This is a genomic window from Rhodohalobacter sp. SW132 (genome assembly GCF_003390325.1).
GTDB lineage: Bacteria > Bacteroidota > Rhodothermia > Balneolales > Balneolaceae > SW132.
Window position 1 is genome coordinate 163,797 of sequence record NZ_QUOK01000011.1, and the last position, 18,602, is coordinate 182,398.

Sequence of the window (18,602 nt, forward strand, 5' to 3'; positions counted from 1 at the left end):
ATACGTGGATGAAGTAAAGGTTTTGTATACTTAACCATCATTTAAAAATACAAAATATCATATTCAAACATGGCAACGATTCAACCTTTTAAAGGATGGCTCCCAAAACCCAAAAAGGTAGGCCAGGTTGCATGCCCGCCTTACGACGTTATCAGTACCAAAGAGGCTGCAGCACTTGCTAAAGATAAACCCAACAGCTTTTTACATGTAATCCGGCCTGAAATTGACCTGCCGGAGGGAACTCCTTACCACGACGATGCTGTTTACCAAAAAGGTGCAGCGAACCTGAAGCAACTATTAAATTCCGAATTATATACCCAGGACGAAAAACCGTCAATATATATTTATCAGCTTCAGGATGATACCCACACCCAAACGGGTGTTTTTACATGTGCTTCTGTGCAGGATTACGACAATGATGTGATTCTGAAGCACGAACTGACACGTCCCGATAAAGAGAACGACCGTACCAAACATATTCAGATGCAGCAGGCTCATGCCGAACCTGTAATGCTCACCTATAAAGATTCAGAGGATGTGGCGTTCCAGGTTGAAAAAACAGTTGCAACCTCCCCTCCTTTTATCGAGCATACCGATGACCGCGGCGTGATTCACAGAATCTGGAAAGAGTTTACTACCGTTGATTTTGTAAAAGCTTTTTCCAAAGTCGATCACTTTTATATTGCAGACGGACATCACAGGTGTAAAAGTGCCTCCCGTGTGTCGCAAAATCTTCGTGAAAGAGATCAGTCATTCCCGGGAGAAGCGGAATACGATTATTTCCCGGTGGTTCTCTTCCCAATGAGCCAGATGAAAATTCTGCCTTATAACCGTGTTATTATTCACGCACTGAAAAATCAGGCTGAACATCTTTTTGATAAGTTTGATGCCGTGAAGACCAAAAAGAAATCACCAGATAAAAAAGGGAACGTCTCTGTCTATTTTGATGGCGATTGGTGGACATTTACACTGCCTGAATCAGATGAAAATGATACCGTCTCCAATCTTGATGCTGCCCTGCTGCAACGATATATACTCGGACCTGTTTTTGATATTCACAATCCCCGGACAAATAATAATATTGAGTTTGTTGGTGGAATCAGGGGCACTGAAGAGCTTGAACGACTCGTGGATAGTAAAGAAGCTGACCTGGCTATTAGCATGTATCCCACCAGCATTGAGGAACTTGTTGATGTTTCCGACGCAGGTGAACTGATGCCTCCTAAATCCACTTGGTTTGAGCCCAAACTTCAATCCGGAATCATCATTCACACGTTCTGATCAGCTATGAATAGAGTACACAACTTCAGTGCCGGGCCTGCAGCACTTCCACTCCCTGTCCTTCAGAAAGCACAGGAAGAGCTAACTGATTACAGAGGTACCGGGAGGTCCATTATGGAGATGAGCCATCGGGGGGCGGAGTATACCGAGATTCACAACAGTGCTGTTGAAAAATTAAAGCGTATTATTGGAGCCGACGATCAATGGCACGTCCTTTTTTTGCAGGGCGGTGCAAGTTCTCAGTTTATGATGGTGCCGCATAATTTCCTCAATACTGATAGAACTGCGGATTACATTGACACAGGAACCTGGTCTTCCAAAGCGATTAAAGAAGCAAAACTCTTTGGCAATGTTCATGTTCCATACTCCGGAAAAGGGAACGGCTATGCACACATTCCAACAGATAATGAACTTCAACTTTCACCGGAGGCGGCTTACCTGCATTTTACGAGTAACAATACGATTTATGGAACTCAGTTCTCCCGTGAACCTGAATCCAATGCTCCTTTGGTTTGTGATGCATCATCAGATTTTCTTTCCCGCCCGGTAGATTTGAACAGGTACGGCCTGATTTACGCCGGGGCACAGAAAAATCTCGGGCCTTCAGGCGTAACCGTAGTGATGATTCATAAATCATTCGCCGAAAAACAGCGTAGTGAACCCATCCCCACTATACTTGATTATAAGACTCATATCCCAAAAATATTCAATACACCACCTGTTTTCACGGTTTATCTTGTGAATTACGTGCTTGACTGGATTGAAGAGAAAGGGGGTATCAGCTATTTTGATAAACACAATACGGAAAAAGCAGATCTTCTTTACAGTGAAATCGACCGGGATGATTTTTATCACGGGACAGCTGATAAACATTCTCGATCAAAAATGAATGTCACCTTCCGGCTCAGCAATAACGATCTTGAAGTACAATTTCTGAAAGAAGCATCAAAACAGAATCTCGTTGCACTGAAGGGGCACCGAAGCGTTGGCGGCATTCGTGCAAGCATCTATAACGCCTGCGAGATTGAGAGCGTCAGTGCGCTTGTTTCGTTTATGAAAGATTTCCGGCGAAATAACGGGTAAAAGTGGTCATCGTACAAAGGGGAATGATCCCTCCGGACAGATCAGATTAGTCCCAGGATGGTAAGGATGTGATCGAGCCCGTTGGGCACAAAAATCAACATGTAAACGATTCCCCAAACCGCCCCGGCAATATGCGCCTGGTGATTAACATTCCCTCTCCCTTTTTTGCTTTCGTAAATACTATAAGCTAAAAATACGAGTCCAAATACCCAGGCTGGAATTGGAATCGGCAACAGAATAAAATAGATGCTCTCCGTTGGAAACAGAAAGATAAATCCAAACAGCACACTCTCTACGCCGCCCGAGGCTCCTACGGTTGCGTAGGTTGGATCATCCCGGTGATAGACCATAGAGGGCAGTGAGGAGACAAGGAGTCCCGTAATATACAGTGCAAGGTAATGCGCTACACCAAGATTCTGCTCCAGAACTATACCGAAAAAGAATAGCACAAACATGTTCACCAACAGATGGGTAAAGCTTGCGTGCAGAAAGCCGGCCGTAAGCAGTTCATACCAGGTACCCTCTCGGATTACCCGGCTCGGAATCAGCATTCCATCATTCAGAATTTTTCTGTTGAGATAGAGAGCGGACAGCGATACTGCTGAGGTAACTGCAATTAGTGCTAACGTGATCGTCATATCTGTTCTGTTTTTTAAAGAAGCACCCAAGATAGTGAAAGTGAATTTCTAATACGACTCTCTATTGTTTTATATGCCATTTTCTGGATATATTTAAGGCTGTGTAGAAATACTCTGCCTGCCGAAGTAGCTCAGGGGTAGAGCAACGCTCTCGTAAAGCGTAGGTCGTCGGTTCAATTCCGATCTTCGGCTCACCAATCAAATAGTTACGTATATATGCAGAGACCAGCTTTTTACTTTAGAGATTATCCTTCACGGTCTCGAATCTTTTTTTATTCATCCATTTTTCTTTTCCTTCTCATTTTGCAAGCTTGTGGTATTGTTCGCACAACCGAACGTCAGCCTTCACCTCGCTCTGCAGAAGATGTAGATGCCGGTATGATGTTACAGTCAGGAGTTGCAAGCTGGTACGGATCTAAATTCCACGGCCGGGCAACGGCTAATGGTGAGACGTACAACATGAACGATTTCACAGCCGCACACCGAACCCTCCCTTTCAATACAGTAGTAAAAGTAGAAAATCTGGATAACGGAAGTTCCGTTGTGGTCCGAATTAACGATCGCGGACCTTACGTGGATAACCGCGTAATTGACCTCTCAAGGCGGGCCGCCCGCGAGATTGATATGGAGAATGCGGGTACTGCTAATGTTGAAATATACCTGGTTGAGGAGGGAGACCGGCCAATCGGAGATCGCAGGGTGACGAATATCGAAACATATACCGTTCAGCTTGCATCGTTCAACACTGAACGGGAAGCAAATGCGTATTCACAAAGGATCAGCGGTTCAAGAGCAGAACGGGTTACCTTCGGAAATGCCGTTGCTTATAGAGTCTATTACGGCACATTTTCATCCATATCTGACGCAAGAGACGCCCAAAGAAGACTGGCACGCCAGGGACACGAAGGCTTCGTGAAGCAAGCAGAAAACTAATCATTCGTCAAAGTACCGGTAAAAAATCTCATCTTTTTCCAATCTGACGGATTGAAACCGAACCGATTACGGTTATCAAGCCAACCAAAGATTCTACTGTATGAAAAAGAATATTATTGTTATCGGAAGCGGATTTGGCGGACTGGCTACCGCTTCAAGACTACTTTCCAAAGGTCACAACGTAACTCTCTACGAAAAACGTGATAAGCCGGGCGGACGTGCTTACGTCTATGAAATGGATGGATTTAAATTTGATGGCGGTCCAACCGTAATTACCGCTCCATTTATGTTCGATGATATTTTCGCAGAAGCCGGAAAGAAGCGAGAGGATTATATCACGTTTGTTCCCTGTGATCCTTTTTACCGGATATTTGATCACCATGGAAAAAGTTTTGATTACAATAACGATCACGAGTTTACTCTGAACGAGATTCGGAAAAGGAGCCCGGAAGACGCAATTGGTTACGAGAAATTCCTGGGTACCACCAAAGCAATTTTTCAGAAAGGTTTTGTAGAACTTGCAGATACCCCGTTCCTGAAATTTACGGATATGCTTAAAGTGGCACCGGACCTCATCAGGCTGCAGTCATACAAATCGGTCTATAAATACGTCTCTCAGTATATTGAAGATGAATTTCTGAGGCGCTGTTTCTCTTTTCATCCGCTGCTGGTGGGCGGAAATCCATTTGACACCACTTCCATTTATGCGATGATTCACTATCTCGAAAGAGAGTGGGGTGTACACTATGCCATGGGCGGAACAGGTGCTATCGTAGATGCAATGGTGAACCTGATTGAAGAACAAGGGGGAAAAATTCATCTCAATTCAGAAATTGATGAAATCCTGGTTGAAAACGGTAAAGCCGCCGGTATCAGGTTAAAAGATGGTGAAAATGTAAAAGCGGATGTGGTTGTATCTAATGCAGATGTGGCATTTACGTACAAAAACCTGATCGATAAAAAACACCGAAAGAAATATACCGATCGAAAAATAGAACGTACAAAATACAGTATGTCGCTATTTGTGATCTACTTTGGAACCAAGAAACGATACACCGATTCAGGACTGGCTCATCACAACATTATCCTTGGGGAACGCTACAAAGGATTGTTAAGTGATATCTTCCACAAGAAACATCTGTCAGATGATTTTTCTCTCTATCTCCACATGCCTACGATTACCGATCCGTCGATGGCGCCGGAAGGACATGAAGGTTTCTACGTCCTTTCCCCGGTTCCGCACCTCGATAGCGGGACCGATTGGAACGAGATGGCTCCAAAATACCGGGATGCCATAATGCAGTTTCTGGAAGAGAACTACCTGCCGGACCTGCAAGAGAATATCGTTGCGGAACACTACATCGATCCGCTTCACTTCCAGGATACGTTGAACAGCTACAAAGGTTCTGCATTTTCGGTTGAGCCACTGCTTACTCAATCTGCGTGGTTTCGTCCGCATAACCGCAGCGAAGATGTTGAAGATCTCTATTTCGTAGGAGCTGGAACACATCCCGGGGCAGGTCTTCCGGGTGTGCTCTCTTCAGCTAAAATTGCAGAAAATTTGATTGGGGACGCATAATCTTATTCAATCATGAATAAATTTTCAGGACTCTTTAACAAGTAACTGACACTGCAGCTCTATTTTTCAAAATTATATGTATGGAGAAGTATAAATGGGCACCCAGTTGATAATTCTGGAAAATTCCTCTGTATAGCTGCAATAAAAATCGAAAATGAAAAAAGCCGGATCTAACTGAATAGAATCCGGCTTTGTAATGCTTTAAAATTTCGTTCAGAATCTTACTTCTGAAGTGATTCCTGAAGTTTATCCCAATCAGCGAGAAAGCGTTCCAGGCCGCTGTCTGTCAATGGATGCTTCAGTAACTGCTCAATCACGTTCAGCGGCATGGTTGCAACGTCAGCACCCATACGTGCAGACTCAAGGAAGTGCATCGGGTGACGAATACTCGCTGCAAGTATTTCAGTCTCGATCGCGTAATTATCGAAAATCAACCGAATGTCAGCGATAAGCTGCATTCCGTCAGTTGAGATGTCGTCGAGACGACCAATAAAAGGCGAGATGTATGTTGCTCCTGCTTTGGCAGCAATCAGCGCCTGTGAAGCAGAAAAACAAAGTGTGCAGTTTGTTTTGATTCCCTCATCTGAAAATGTTTTAATTGCTTTGATACCATCTTTGATCAATGGCACTTTCACAACCACGTTGTCGGCAATATCAGCAATCCTTCTTCCCTCTTCTACAATTTCGCTGTATTCCGTTGAAATCACTTCTGCTGAAACATCTCCTTCTACAATGTTACAGATTTTAGCAATGTGCCCTTCAAAATCCTCAACTCCAATTTTCATGCAGAGGCTTGGATTTGTCGTCACACCATCCAACACGCCAAGATCATTGGCTTCCTCGATTTCATTAAGGTCGGCTGTGTCTATAAAAAATTTCATTATGTACGTTTATTTCGTTAGCGTTCGTTATGAAAATACAAGATTTTATCGGCAATTTGATATCTTTTTTTTTCAGTAGAGTGCTGTTTTAGTATTTTAGATGTAAACCATAAAATATTTGAAGATTGAGTTATGAAAAAATCAGGAAAAGGATTTTTAATCGGACTATTAACAGGTATAACGGCCGGATCAGTTTTTGCACTACTGTATGCACCCGATACAGGGAAAAACACACGCGGCAGAATTTCTTATCGTTTGAATTTCTACATCGACGAATTGAAATCGCTGATTGAGCAGCTGAAAGATGAACAGGAGAAAATTAAGTCGCAGGCAAAACAAGACAGCGACAAAGTAATTGAAGATGCAAAAATGAGAGCCGACGGTTTAATCAAAGAAGCAGAATCCCTTCTTGATAACATTGAAAAATCCGGTAAATAAAAGTTGCCTAATCAGATTAAACAAAAAAAAGCCCTGAAACTGAGTTCCAGGGCTTTTTTGTTTCAAGTTGGTTTTCCAACTACTCAGCGGATGATTTAGTTTCTGAATCGTCGGCGCCAAGTGTTTCAAACACTTTTTCGACCTCCTCATCACTCTCATCGTATTCGGCTTTTGAACCAACGATAAGCTCATCGTACTTAAGCAGACCTGTACCGGCAGGTACTTTGTGGCCAACTACTACATTCTCTTTCAAGCCTCTCAGAAGATCTTTCTTCGCTTCAATAGATGCCTGTGTAAGAACTTTAGTAGTTTCCTGGAATGATGCCGCAGACAACCAGCTCTCGGTAGAGAGTGCCGCCCGGGTAATTCCAAGAAGAATTGGCTTCGAAATAGCCGGTTCTGCTTCACGTGTTTGAAGTTCATCTTTTCCGGCAGTAATCAGTTCGTTGTTAATTTCACGAACTTTACGGCGATCAAGAATTGCTCCAAGTTTCAGATCACTTCCACCTACGTCAGTTACAACAAATTTTCCGATCAAATCATCATTTTTGTTGTTGAGTTCAAAGCGGTCGACTTTATCCCCTTCGAGATACATTGTATCACCGGGATCTGTCACTTCAACTTTCTGCATCATGGTGCGCACAATAACTTCAATGTGCTTGTCATTAATTTTCACACCCTGCAGGCGGTAAACTTCCTGTATTTCATTAACCAGGTATGACTGAACCGCATAGGGTCCGAGAATATTCAGGATTTCCTGGGCTGGAATTGTCCCGTCTGAGAGAGCCTGACCAGCTTTAACGAAATCGTTTTCCTGAACAAGGATGTGTTTTGAAAGAGAAATAAGATACGTTTTTTCATCTGTACCATCTTTACTCTCAACAATCACCTCTTGTGATCCTCGTTTACGGCCACCCATACGAACAATTCCGTCAATTTCAGAAACTGCTGCAGGATCGCTTGGTGAACGGGCCTCAAAGAGTTCCGTTACACGCGGCAGACCCGCTGTAATATCTTTCGATTTAGAAGCAGCACGCGGGATTTTCGCCAGAATTTGTCCGGCCTGAACCTTCTCGCCGTCTTCCACAGTGATGTGTGTTTCAACAGGCAGTGTGCTTTCACGGATTTTATCATCTACACCCTTAACAACAAGAGTTGGAACGAGTGAACGATCCCGTGAATCGATAATAACTTTTTCGCGGTGACCTGTCTGGGAATCGGTATCCGCAGTATAGGTTACTTCTTCGATGATATCTTTGTACTCAATTTTACCATCAATTTCACTGAAAATCAGCGCATTATATGGATCCCACTTACAAAGAGGCATTCCTTTCAGAACTTTATCGCCTTCTTCTATAAGCATTTCAGCACCGTAAGGTACATTATAGGTATTCAGAATTTTCCCATCCTCACCTATAATTTTCATCTCACCAGCGCGACTTAAAACCACATTATGGACCTCTTCACCGTCATCGTATTCAACAACGCGCACATTTTCAAACTCGATTTTTCCATCAAATTTGGCCTTGTGTTGTGAATCTGCTTCAAGACGTGAAGCTGTACCACCCACGTGGAATGTTCGGAGTGTCAGCTGAGTACCCGGTTCACCGATAGACTGTGCTGCAATCACACCCACTGCTTCACCGACCTGAACGAGTCCTGTTTTCGACATGTCACGTCCGTAACATTTCGCACAAACACCACGCTCGGTTTCACAAGTTAGTACTGAACGAATTTCTACCTCTTCGATAGAAGTTTCAGCAATTTTCTTAGCTACTGTGTCGGTAATCAGTTCATTCGATTCACAGATTGTCTCGTCAGAAATCGGATCGATGATTTCGTGCATTGAAACACGACCAATGATTCGATCTTCGAGACTCTCAATAACATCCTCATTATCTTTAAGAGCCTGCATTTTAATACCACGAAGGGTACCACAGTCTCTTTCATTTATGATAATATCCTGAGATACATCCACCAGACGACGGGTAAGATAACCGGCATCGGCAGTTTTAAGAGCCGTATCGGCAAGACCTTTTCGGGCACCGTGAGTAGAGATAAAGTATTCCAGAACGGTAAGTCCCTCTCTGAATGATGAGAGAATCGGGTTCTCAATAACTTCATTCCCCTGCTGCATGGAACTTTTTTGTGGCTTGGCCATCAATCCACGCATACCGCCAAGCTGGCGGATCTGCTCTTTGGATCCACGGGCACCAGAATCTGCCATCATGTATACAGCATTAAATCCGTCTTTATCTTCTGTTAAACTTTTGAACAGAGTTTCAGAAACACGGTTTGTTGTGCTGGTCCACTTATCAATTACCTGATTGTAACGCTCATTGTCGGTAATGAAACCCATCTCGTAACGATCCTGGATCTCAGACACTTCGTTTTGAGCGGCTTCAATCAGCTTACGCTTCTCATCCGGGATAATAATATCCTCAAGGCTGAAAGACAGGCCTCCGGTAGTTGCACGTTCAAAACCAACTTCTTTCATCTTATCGAGGAAATAAGCGGTTTCTACAGGTCCTACAGTGTTATAAATATTGTCAATCAGGATTCTGAGCTCTTTTTTACCCAGTGTTCTGTTTACAAATTCTACACCTTCAGGTACGATCCTGTTAAAAAGTACTCGTCCCGTCGTTGTTTTAATTATTTCCGGGGCAAATGTGCCATCCTCCTGTTTAACAGGAACTCTTACATTAACCTTTGCATGTGTATCAATCTTGTTTTGATCGAATGCAATCACTACTTCATCGGGTGAAGTAAATGTTTTTCCTTCGCCTCGTTTCCCGTTCCCCATTTTCGTGAGGTAGTAAATTCCAAGAATCATATCCTGGGAAGGTACCGCAACCGGCCCGCCACTGGCAGGACTCAAAATGTTGTGTGAACCCAGCATCAGAATAGACGCTTCCATTACCGCATCATGACTCAGCGGGAGGTGAACAGCCATCTGGTCACCATCAAAGTCAGCATTAAATGCTGTACAAGAAAGCGGATGCAGACGGATTGCCTTATCTTCAATCAGTACCGGCTGATACGCCTGAATACCGAGCCTGTGAAGCGTTGGAGCACGGTTAAGCAGAACAGGGTGACCATCGATCACACGTTCCAGAACTTCCCATACAACCTGATCACGCCGATCTACTACTTTTTTAGCGCTTTTCACCGTTTTCACGTATCCGCGCTCAATCAACCGACGGATTACAAACGGTTTGTAGAGTTCAATCGCCATCTCCTTAGGAAGACCGCACTCATGCATTTTCAGATCCGGGCCAACCACAATTACGGAACGGCCGGAATAATCTACTCGCTTACCGAGCAGGTTCTGACGGAAACGGCCGCTCTTACCTTTCAGCATATCACTGAGGGATTTCAGAGGACGGTTGTTGTTACGTACGGCGTTGGATTTTCTGGAGTTATCATAGAGTGAATCTACAGCTTCCTGAAGCATTCGTTTCTCATTTCTGAGGATCACATCAGGAGCTTTAATATCAATCAGCCGTTTCAAACGATTATTTCGGATAATCACCCGGCGATAGAGATCATTCAGGTCGGACGTTGCAAAACGGCCACCTTCCAGCGGTACAAGCGGACGTAATTCAGGCGGAATCACCGGAATTACACTTTGAACCATCCATTCCGGACGGTTTTCTGTATGCTGATTTGCAGCACGAAATGATTCAATAACCTGGAGGCGCTTCAGTTTTTTCTTTTTGCGCATCTGGGAGGTCTCATGCTTCACTTCATATCGAAGCTGATAGGCAAGGCTGTCCAGATCCTGGGTTTTCAGCAATCCTTCAACTGCTTCGGCCCCATCTTTTACCACAAATTTATCTTCATCATCTTCATCCAGTTCATGATGATCTTCGGGGAGTTGATCGAGGATGTCGAATTTCTCCTCTTCAGAAATCAGGTCTCCTTTTTTATACCCAAGATCTCTTGCGAGGCCCGGATTGAGAACTACAAAAGTTTCGTAGTAAACAATTCTGTCCAGGTTTTTGGATGAATATCCAAGCAGATATGCAATCTTACTTGGCAGTGATTTGAAATACCAGATATGAACGATGGGCACTGTTAAAGTAATATGCCCCATGCGTTCACGGCGTACAGCCTTGCGGGTTACTTCAACTCCGCAGCGGTCACAAATAATACCTTTGTAGCGAATTCGCTTGTACTTTCCACAGTGACACTCATAATCTTTTACCGGACCGAAGATCTTTTCACAGAAAAGACCGTCCATTTCCGGTTTGAATGTTCTGTAATTTATCGTTTCGGGAGTAAGAACTTCTCCGTGAGACCTTGAAAGTATCGTTTCGGCGGAAGCCAAAGATATTCCAATGTTAGAGAAGTCTTTAGTAACAGTTAATGTTTTTGTTGACGGCAAAGGTAAACCTCCGTTTAGATTTATTTAACAGAACAAAATTTAGTCGATGTGAATTTCGAGTCCGAGACCCATTAATTCACGAAGCAGCACTTTAAACGATTCTGGAATGTCGCCTTCGGGCAGGTTTTCACCTTTCACGATAGCTTCATACACTTTCGAACGTCCTTTTACATCATCACTCTTTACGGTAAGCATCTCTTTAAGGATGTTTGATGCTCCGTAAGCGTAAAGTGCCCATACCTCCATTTCTCCGAGGCGCTGGCCACCAAACTGTGCTTTACCGCCAAGGGGCTGCTGTGTAATCAGCGAGTATGGCCCGATAGAGCGTGCGTGCATTTTATCTTCAATCAGGTGATTCAGTTTCAGCATGTACATCACACCCACAGTTGTTTGCTGATCAAGTGCATAACCGGAACGGCCATCATAAAGCTGTACCCGGCCGTCTTCAGGCAGTCCTGCTTTCTTAAGTTCATCTTGAACCTGATCGTATGACGCTCCGTCGAAAATTGGGGATGCATATTTCACACCCAGTTTTAGACCGGCCCAACCCAGAATCGTTTCGTAGATCTGGCCAAGGTTCATACGTGAGGGTACACCAAGCGGGTTAAGTACAATATCAACCGGTGTGCCATCCTTAGTAAACGGCATATCTTCCTGTGGAACTACTTTGGCAATCACACCTTTATTTCCGTGACGCCCGGCCATCTTATCACCCACCTGGAGTTTCCGTTTTTTAGCAACGTAAACTTTTGCTTTCTGAATGATACCCGGTGGCAATTCATCTCCAACCTGGATTTGATATTTTCGGCGCTTGGCATCGGTATCCACCTCTCGGCGCAGGTCACGATAGTTTTTGAACAACAGTTTTACATGCTCAACGAGTTCACCATCGGTTGCCCAGTCAATATTTTCATTGATGTGCACCGGATCCAACTCTTCAAAAACCGATTTTTTATACTTCTCGCCTTTTGGTATCAGCTCAACTCCGCTGTAGTTGTACACGCCAGGGGATGTTTTGTCCCTCAGCAGGCTATACATCTTATCAGCCCACTTAGAATTCAGGTCTGAAAGTTTTTGAGCGTGACGTTCATTTTCGGCTTCAACAAGCTGTTTCTCTTCTTTACGGGAGATTTGCTCATCGCGCTTACGGCTGAACAGTTTTGTATCGATGACCACACCTTTTACACCGGGTGGTGTTTTAAGTGATGCATCTTTTACGTCGCCTGCTTTATCGCCAAAAATAGCACGTAACAATTTTTCTTCAGGGGTTGGGTCCGTTTCACCCTTCGGTGTAATTTTTCCAACCAGAATATCCCCGTGCTGTACTTTTGCACCTACACGGATAATTCCCTGCTCATTCAGGTTACGTGTCGCTTCTTCACTTACATTTGGAATTTCGCGGGTAAGCTCTTCCTCGCCACGTTTTGTATCCCGAACCTGCTGTTCGAATTCGGTGATGTGGATAGAGGTGTAGATATCATCCTGAACAATTCGTTCACTGATTACAATCGCATCCTCAAAGTTATACCCTCTCCACGGCATAAATGCTACAAGGAGATTACGTCCGAGGGCAAGTTCACCTTTCTGTGTTGCGCATCCGTCGGCAATCGCATCACCTTCTTTCACTTTATCGCCAACATCAACAATCGGACGCTGGTTTACCGTGGTATCCTGGTTACTGCGCTCAAACTTTTTCAGTCTGTATGATTTAATACCGCCATCGAAGTAGCAATTCTCTTCCAGTTCTGAACGGGTGTATTTGATGCGAATTTCATCTCCACTCACATACACCACTTCGCCATCACCTTCTGCACTGATAATAGCACGGGAGTCTTTTGCAGCACGCTGCTCGAGACCGGTTCCTACAATCGGGGAATCGGGTCGTAATAAGGGTACAGCCTGTCGCTGCATGTTTGAGCCCATGAGTGCACGGTTGGCATCATCATGCTCGATAAATGGAATCAGTGCTGCTGCCAAAGATGTAATCTGGTTTGCAGAAACGTCCATGTATTCCACTTCATCGGGTGTTGCAAGGCCAACATTACTTTCTCTGAATCGAGAGAATATAGAGTCATTCTCAAAATTTCCACTGTCAGTAAGCGGAGCATTTGCCTGCGCGATAACAGTTTCGTCTTCCTGCTCGGCCGCAAGATATTCAACTTCATCCGTTACGGTTCCTTCCTTCACTTTTCTGTACGGGGTTTCGATAAACCCGAAATCGTTTACTTTTGCGTGAATACAGAGTGAAGTAATCAGACCGATATTTGGACCTTCAGGTGTTTCAATCGGGCAAAGGCGGCCATAGTGAGTATAATGAACGTCACGAACTTCAAATCCGGCTCGTTCACGCGTCAATCCACCGGGTCCAAGAGCTGACATCCTGCGTTTGTGTGTAATCTCAGCTATTGGATTGGTTTGATCCATAAACTGCGATAGCTGATTTGTACCAAAAAAGCTGTTAATTACACTTGATATGGTACGGGCATTCACAAGATCCTGCGGTGTGAGCTGCTCAGCATCGCGGGAGTTCATTCTTTCGCGGATTGTACGTGCCATACGTGCAAGTCCAACGGCAAACTGTTGTCCCAGCTGTTCACCTACTGTTCGAACACGCCTGTTACTCAGGTGATCAATATCATCAACCTGGGACTTCATCTCTTTAAGACGGATCACCTCTTTCACAATCGCAACCACATCTTCGTTGGTCAGATAATGAATATCGGGATCTACGTCTACTTTTAATCGCTTATTCAGCCTGTATCGGCCAACTTCGCCAAGGTCGTATTTCTTATCACTGAAAAACAGTCGCTCAAGTACCTGTCGTGCCGTTTCAGGATCCGGCATTTCACCGGTACGAATTTGTTGATAAATTTCAGAAAGTGCGGAAACATCATCGTGTGATGAATCTTTTCTGAGCGTATTCATCACCACAGACCGGTCTGATTCCTCAGTACCGAGTTTTTGAATCTGTGTCTTTTTGAGACCGGCTTCTTTGAAGACTCCATAATCATCTTCTTCAATCTCATGATCTCGTTCAAGCAGAATTTTTCTGCTTGTGGCTTCTGTAACTTCACCTGTTTCATCGTCCACAACCTCTTCTGTCACATCCACTGCAACATCTACAGCAAGGCGCTGACCGACAACCTTGTCGTTAAAGGTTTTTTTGTTGCTTACTTCTACTTCTTCAGAAAGGCCGAAGAGATTCAGGATATCCATATCCGATGAAAAACCGAGAGCTCTAAGCAACGTCGTTGCCGGAATCTTTTTCTTCCGGTCAATGTATGCCCAGAGAACATCACGAATATCATTGGTGAATTCAATCCATGATCCTTTAAAAGGAATAACACGTGCAGAATAGAGTTGCGTACCGTTCGGGTGAACAGACTGACCGAAAAAGACACCGGGCGATCTGTGCAACTGACTTACAATCACACGTTCTGCACCGTTTACAATAAAGGTACCCCTGTTTGTCATCCAGGGAAGATCACCAAGGAAAACTTCCTGTTCGATGGTCTCGGCGGCTTCATCTGAGTCGTCCAGAGAGGAGAGTCGTAACTTTGCCTTTAGTGGAATGGCGTACGTCAGACCGCGTTCCTGGCACTCTTTCATATTGTATTTCGGGGTATCGACCGAATAATAAACGAACTCCAGAATATGTGTTTCCCGGCTATCGCTGATGGGGAAATTTTCGTTAAATATTCGTTGGAGGCCTTGATCTGCTCTATCCGAAGGGGCGATATCCAGCTGTGCAAAATAGTTAAATGATTCGAGCTGTATATCTAAAAAATCGGGATAGTCTATTACGTGTTTAATTCGGCCAAATGAAAGTCGGTCGGTAAATGGGATTTTCTCCATAGTAGTACTCAAAAGGAAGCCTCTCCTTTAGGTTAAAAGTAAGATGTGAAACGACTGTAGTTGCACGTTTAGACGTAAAAAAATACAGGTGTTGTAGACGCCAAAAGCCAACAACCGTTATTAACGGTGTTGGCTCTGACAAATTGCGTAGATTCCGGCTTACTTCAGTTCTACTTCAGCACCGGCGTCTTCAAGTTTGCTCTTCAGCTCTTCTGCTTCATCTTTAGAAACAGCTTCTTTAATGGTGTTAGGTGCACCGTCTACCAGCTCTTTTGCTTCTTTCAAGCCAAGACCGGTAATTCCGCGTACTTCTTTAATAACAGCAATTTTCTTAGCACCGGCAGATTTGAGCACAACATCAAATTCAGTTTGCTCTTCAGCGGAATCTTCTCCACCTCCGGCAGGTCCTGCTACTGCAACAGCAGCTGCAGCTGGTTTGATATCATACTCTTCTTCGAGTACTTTAGCCAGTTCGTTGGCTTCTTTTACTGTTAAATTAACAAGTTGTTCTGCGATTTCTTTAACGTCAGCCATTGTTAGATTTCTCCGTTCGTCGTTTAATAATTAAAAAAGTTGAAATAATATATTGGTTATTCTTCGCCTTTCTCAGCGATAGTCTTCACAGCACCGGCAACAGTTTCTCCCTGTGCCTGCAGAGCGCTAACAACATTTGATACGGGTGCGAGTAACAGGCCAACAATATCGCCAATTACCTCACTCTTAGACTTCATGGCAGCCAGTGTGTCCAGCTGTTTTTCGCCATAGAAATCACCGTCGATCAAAGCAGCCTTAAATTCAGGCTTATTATGATCCTTGATATATTGTTTGAGCGCTTTTGCGGGAGCTGCGAACTCCTCCTCTACAAATGCAAATCCATTCTGTTCATTTAAAAATGGGTAGAGTTCATCATAACCGCCAATTGCTTCCATAGCCCGTTTTATCATCGTGTTTTTATACACTTTGTAACGGACATTACCTTTGCGAAACTCTGTTCGCAAATCGGCCATATCTCCAACTGACATACCTTTGTAGTTGGTTATATAGAGGCCGTCTGAACCCTTGAGTTCTTCGGTAATTTCTTCCACAATTGCCTTCTTATCTGATAATGTAGGCATGTTGTATCCTCTTAGTTTCTAAATTGAAGTAATGGATGATCGGCTGATCTGGATGCCCGGGCCCATTGTAGTGCTAATAAATGCACTTTTAATGTAGTGCCCTTTTGCTGATGCAGGCCTCATCTTCAAAATTGTTTGAAGAAATGAAATTGCGTTTTCACGCAGCTCACTTGCATCAAATTCAACTTTTCCAATAGAGGTGTGCAAAATGCCCGCTTTATCAACCCGGAAGTCAATCTTACCGGATTTGAACTCCTTTACAGCAGCAGCAATATCCATGGTAACCGTACCGCTTTTAGGGTTAGGCATGAGTCCCCGTGGTCCGAGGTGCCTCCCAAGCTTTCCGATTTTACCCATTACGTCCGGTGTGGCGATAATCACGTCGATATCGGCCCAACCATCCTCAATTTTTTCAATATATTCGTCCAGACCAACAAAATCGGCTCCGGCTTCTTCTGCTTCAGCTTCTTTGGCTTCATTTACAAGAGCCAGTACACGTACAGATTTACCTGTACCATGCGGAAGAGAAACAGTGCCGCGAACCATTTGATCAGCATGACGTGGATCAACACCAAGCCGCAGATCTAAATCTACAGACTCATTGAAGTTAGCTTTACCTGTTTTTTTCACCAGGTCGCAAGCTTCTTCGATGGTATACTCCATGTCAGCGTCAATCAATTCTGCCGCCTGACGATATTTCTTACCTCGCTTTGCCATTTTCTTTAAATCCTCTTATTTATCTCGGATTACACGCAATCCCATACTTCGCGCAGTTCCAGCGATCATTTCTGCTGCCTGATCAGTATCGAAGGCATTTAAGTCCTCCATTTTCTGATCGGCAATATCCCTGCACTGCGTCCAGGTTACTTTTCCAACTTTTTTACGATTGGGTTCTCCTGAGCCGGATTTAATTTTGGCGGCTTCTTTCAACAGTACTGCTGCGGGAGGCGTTTTCGTCTTAAACGTAAACGACTTATCCGCAAATACCGTGATTTCAACCGGAATAATTGTACCAGCTTTGTCCTGGGTTTTTGCGTTAAATGCTTTACAAAACTCCATAATGTTGATACCCGCCTGGCCTAAAGCTGGACCGACCGGAGGAGCAGGGTTTGCCTGTCCACCAACAATTTGAAGTTTTAGCACTTTATCTACTTTTTTTGCCATATAGAATCAATTAGTGATTCATTCTTCTGTTTGCTGCGTAATAGCTCACGTTAAAAAAGATCTTAAGCTGTTGATTCAACCTGATTCAGGTTTACCTCAACCGGGGTTTTTCTGCCAAAAATACTTACCAATACCCTGAGTTTCAGTTTATCTGCAAGTACTTCCTGTACGGTTCCGTCAAATTCTTTAAACGGACCATCAATAACTTTAACAATATCACCCTCTTTGTACGGTATGTCTACAACACCACCGCTTTCAACAAGTTCCTGGTTGTCCAGAACCCGTCCCAATATTCTTTCAACTTCACTTTTCTTGAGAGGCTGCGGGATGGTTTCATTCTTGCTTGTTTTCAAAAATCCTATGCAAGAAGGTGCACCCTGTACCAGGTTGTTTACTTCTTCGTCATAATTTGTGTGAAGAAGCATATAACCTGGGAAAAAGTTTTTCTCTTTGGTTTTCTTTTTTCCAGATCTGATTTCTACAATGGTCTCCGTAGGGATGAGTATCTCATTTATTTTATCCTGAATACCCTGCTCCTCCATTTCCCTGACGAGATATTCTTTCACCTTTTTTTCATGACCGGTGAAAACTCTAACTACGTACCATTCGAAATCATTGTCGGTACTCATTTATGCACTGCCTCCAAAACTGTAAATAGCATCCAATACGGTGCTATAAACCTGATCCACACCAAAAATAAAAGTTGTTACGATAATGGTGAACACGACAACAATAATAGTGTTATCGATAAGCTCTTGTTGATCCGGCCAGGAGACTTTTTTCATCTCTGTCCGTACACCATCTAAAAATTCTTTTATTTTTTGCATGCTTTATTCAACTTAACAATTACCTGACTCTTGTTGTTCATCTCTGCATTAATCCAGAGCTGTCCAATTCTTTGTTGCACGGGCGGAGAGACTCGAACTCCCGACACCTGGTTTTGGAGACCAGTGCTCTGCCAACTGAGCTACGCCCGTAGACAGCAAGAGGTGAGAGCTGATCTCAGCCTCACCCCGTGCTCAAAATATTCGCATTAAGCGCCTATTGGCTTAGTCATTAATTTTGGTTACTACGCCTGCGCCTACGGTACGCCCGCCTTCACGGATCGCAAATCGCAAACCTGTTTCCATCGCAACCGGCTGTATCAGCGATACATCCAGCTTTACATTATCTCCGGGCATCACCATCTCCACTCCGTCCGGCAACTGGCATGAACCCGTTACATCGGTCGTACGGAAGTAAAACTGC

General features: G+C 44.0%; 15 protein-coding genes, 2 tRNA genes and 1 pseudogene. 6 read left to right on the top strand and 12 right to left on the bottom strand.

Features of this window, described 5'->3' with window-relative positions:
* The first annotated feature begins 69 nt into the window (after window positions 1–69).
* Window positions 70–1,281 (top strand): DUF1015 domain-containing protein, encoded by a 1,212-nt coding sequence (locus DYD21_RS17770; RefSeq protein WP_116038347.1) that lies wholly within the window; start codon window positions 70–72, stop codon window positions 1,279–1,281.
* Between the two features lie 6 nt (window positions 1,282–1,287).
* Entirely contained in the window at window positions 1,288–2,364 is a 1,077-nt protein-coding gene (gene serC, locus DYD21_RS17775) for a 3-phosphoserine/phosphohydroxythreonine transaminase (protein WP_116038348.1), read from the top strand.
* 41 nt (window positions 2,365–2,405) lie between these two features.
* Here the strand turns inward: serC and DYD21_RS17780 are convergent, their stop codons facing one another.
* On the bottom strand, window positions 2,406–3,002 hold the full coding sequence (locus DYD21_RS17780; RefSeq protein WP_116038349.1) for a rhomboid family intramembrane serine protease: 597 nt from the start codon (window positions 3,000–3,002) through the stop codon (window positions 2,406–2,408).
* A 120-nt stretch (window positions 3,003–3,122) separates the two neighbouring features.
* Between DYD21_RS17780 and DYD21_RS17785 the strand changes: the two genes are divergently transcribed.
* The 3 genes from DYD21_RS17785 (at window position 3,123) to DYD21_RS17795 (ending at window position 5,514) form a co-directional block, all read left to right on the top strand.
* Window positions 3,123–3,194, top strand: a tRNA-Thr gene (locus tag DYD21_RS17785).
* A gap of 111 nt (window positions 3,195–3,305) precedes the next feature.
* Window positions 3,306–3,935 carry a septal ring lytic transglycosylase RlpA family protein gene (locus DYD21_RS17790; protein WP_158607359.1) on the top strand — a complete coding sequence of 210 codons (630 nt, stop codon included), beginning with the start codon at window positions 3,306–3,308 and terminating at the stop codon, window positions 3,933–3,935.
* A 100-nt stretch (window positions 3,936–4,035) separates the two neighbouring features.
* Complete coding sequence (locus tag DYD21_RS17795) at window positions 4,036–5,514, top strand: phytoene desaturase (RefSeq protein ID WP_116038351.1); 1,479 nt, start codon at window positions 4,036–4,038, stop codon at window positions 5,512–5,514.
* 221 nt (window positions 5,515–5,735) lie between these two features.
* Here DYD21_RS17795 and fsa read toward each other — a convergent pair whose 3' ends face one another.
* On the bottom strand, window positions 5,736–6,395 hold the full coding sequence (fsa, locus tag DYD21_RS17800; RefSeq protein ID WP_116038352.1) for a fructose-6-phosphate aldolase: 660 nt from the start codon (window positions 6,393–6,395) through the stop codon (window positions 5,736–5,738).
* 132 nt (window positions 6,396–6,527) lie between these two features.
* Here fsa and DYD21_RS17805 point away from each other — a divergent pair, with 132 nt between their 5' ends.
* Window positions 6,528–6,833 (top strand): YtxH domain-containing protein, encoded by a 306-nt coding sequence (locus tag DYD21_RS17805; protein WP_116038353.1) that lies wholly within the window; start codon window positions 6,528–6,530, stop codon window positions 6,831–6,833.
* Window positions 6,834–6,912: 79 nt separating this feature from the next.
* On the opposite strand, the gene rpoC is transcribed toward DYD21_RS17805, so the two are convergent.
* From rpoC to tuf, 10 genes and pseudogenes are all read right to left on the bottom strand, one after another.
* On the bottom strand, window positions 6,913–11,220 hold the full coding sequence (rpoC, locus tag DYD21_RS17810) for a DNA-directed RNA polymerase subunit beta' (protein ID WP_116038354.1): 4,308 nt from the start codon (window positions 11,218–11,220) through the stop codon (window positions 6,913–6,915).
* 39 nt (window positions 11,221–11,259) lie between these two features.
* Window positions 11,260–15,075, bottom strand: coding sequence for a DNA-directed RNA polymerase subunit beta (rpoB, locus tag DYD21_RS17815; protein ID WP_116038355.1), 3,816 nt, complete (start codon window positions 15,073–15,075; stop codon window positions 11,260–11,262).
* Window positions 15,076–15,234: 159 nt separating this feature from the next.
* A complete protein-coding gene (gene rplL, locus DYD21_RS17820; protein WP_116038356.1) occupies window positions 15,235–15,609 on the bottom strand; it encodes a 50S ribosomal protein L7/L12 in 375 nt (124 codons plus the stop codon).
* A gap of 56 nt (window positions 15,610–15,665) precedes the next feature.
* Window positions 15,666–16,190, bottom strand: coding sequence for a 50S ribosomal protein L10 (rplJ, locus tag DYD21_RS17825; RefSeq protein ID WP_116038357.1), 525 nt, complete (start codon window positions 16,188–16,190; stop codon window positions 15,666–15,668).
* 18 nt (window positions 16,191–16,208) lie between these two features.
* Window positions 16,209–16,907, bottom strand: coding sequence for a 50S ribosomal protein L1 (gene rplA / locus DYD21_RS17830; protein ID WP_116038358.1), 699 nt, complete (start codon window positions 16,905–16,907; stop codon window positions 16,209–16,211).
* 15 nt (window positions 16,908–16,922) lie between these two features.
* Window positions 16,923–17,354 (bottom strand): 50S ribosomal protein L11, encoded by a 432-nt coding sequence (rplK, locus tag DYD21_RS17835; protein WP_116038359.1) that lies wholly within the window; start codon window positions 17,352–17,354, stop codon window positions 16,923–16,925.
* Window positions 17,355–17,416: 62 nt separating this feature from the next.
* Entirely contained in the window at window positions 17,417–17,983 is a 567-nt protein-coding gene (gene nusG, locus DYD21_RS17840; RefSeq protein WP_116038360.1) for a transcription termination/antitermination protein NusG, read from the bottom strand.
* On the bottom strand, window positions 17,984–18,181 hold the full coding sequence (gene secE / locus DYD21_RS17845) for a preprotein translocase subunit SecE (protein WP_116038361.1): 198 nt from the start codon (window positions 18,179–18,181) through the stop codon (window positions 17,984–17,986).
* A 77-nt stretch (window positions 18,182–18,258) separates the two neighbouring features.
* Window positions 18,259–18,331: transfer RNA gene (locus DYD21_RS17850), tRNA-Trp, on the bottom strand.
* A 72-nt stretch (window positions 18,332–18,403) separates the two neighbouring features.
* A pseudogene (gene tuf / locus DYD21_RS17855) lies at window positions 18,404–18,602 on the bottom strand (elongation factor Tu); the annotation flags it as partial.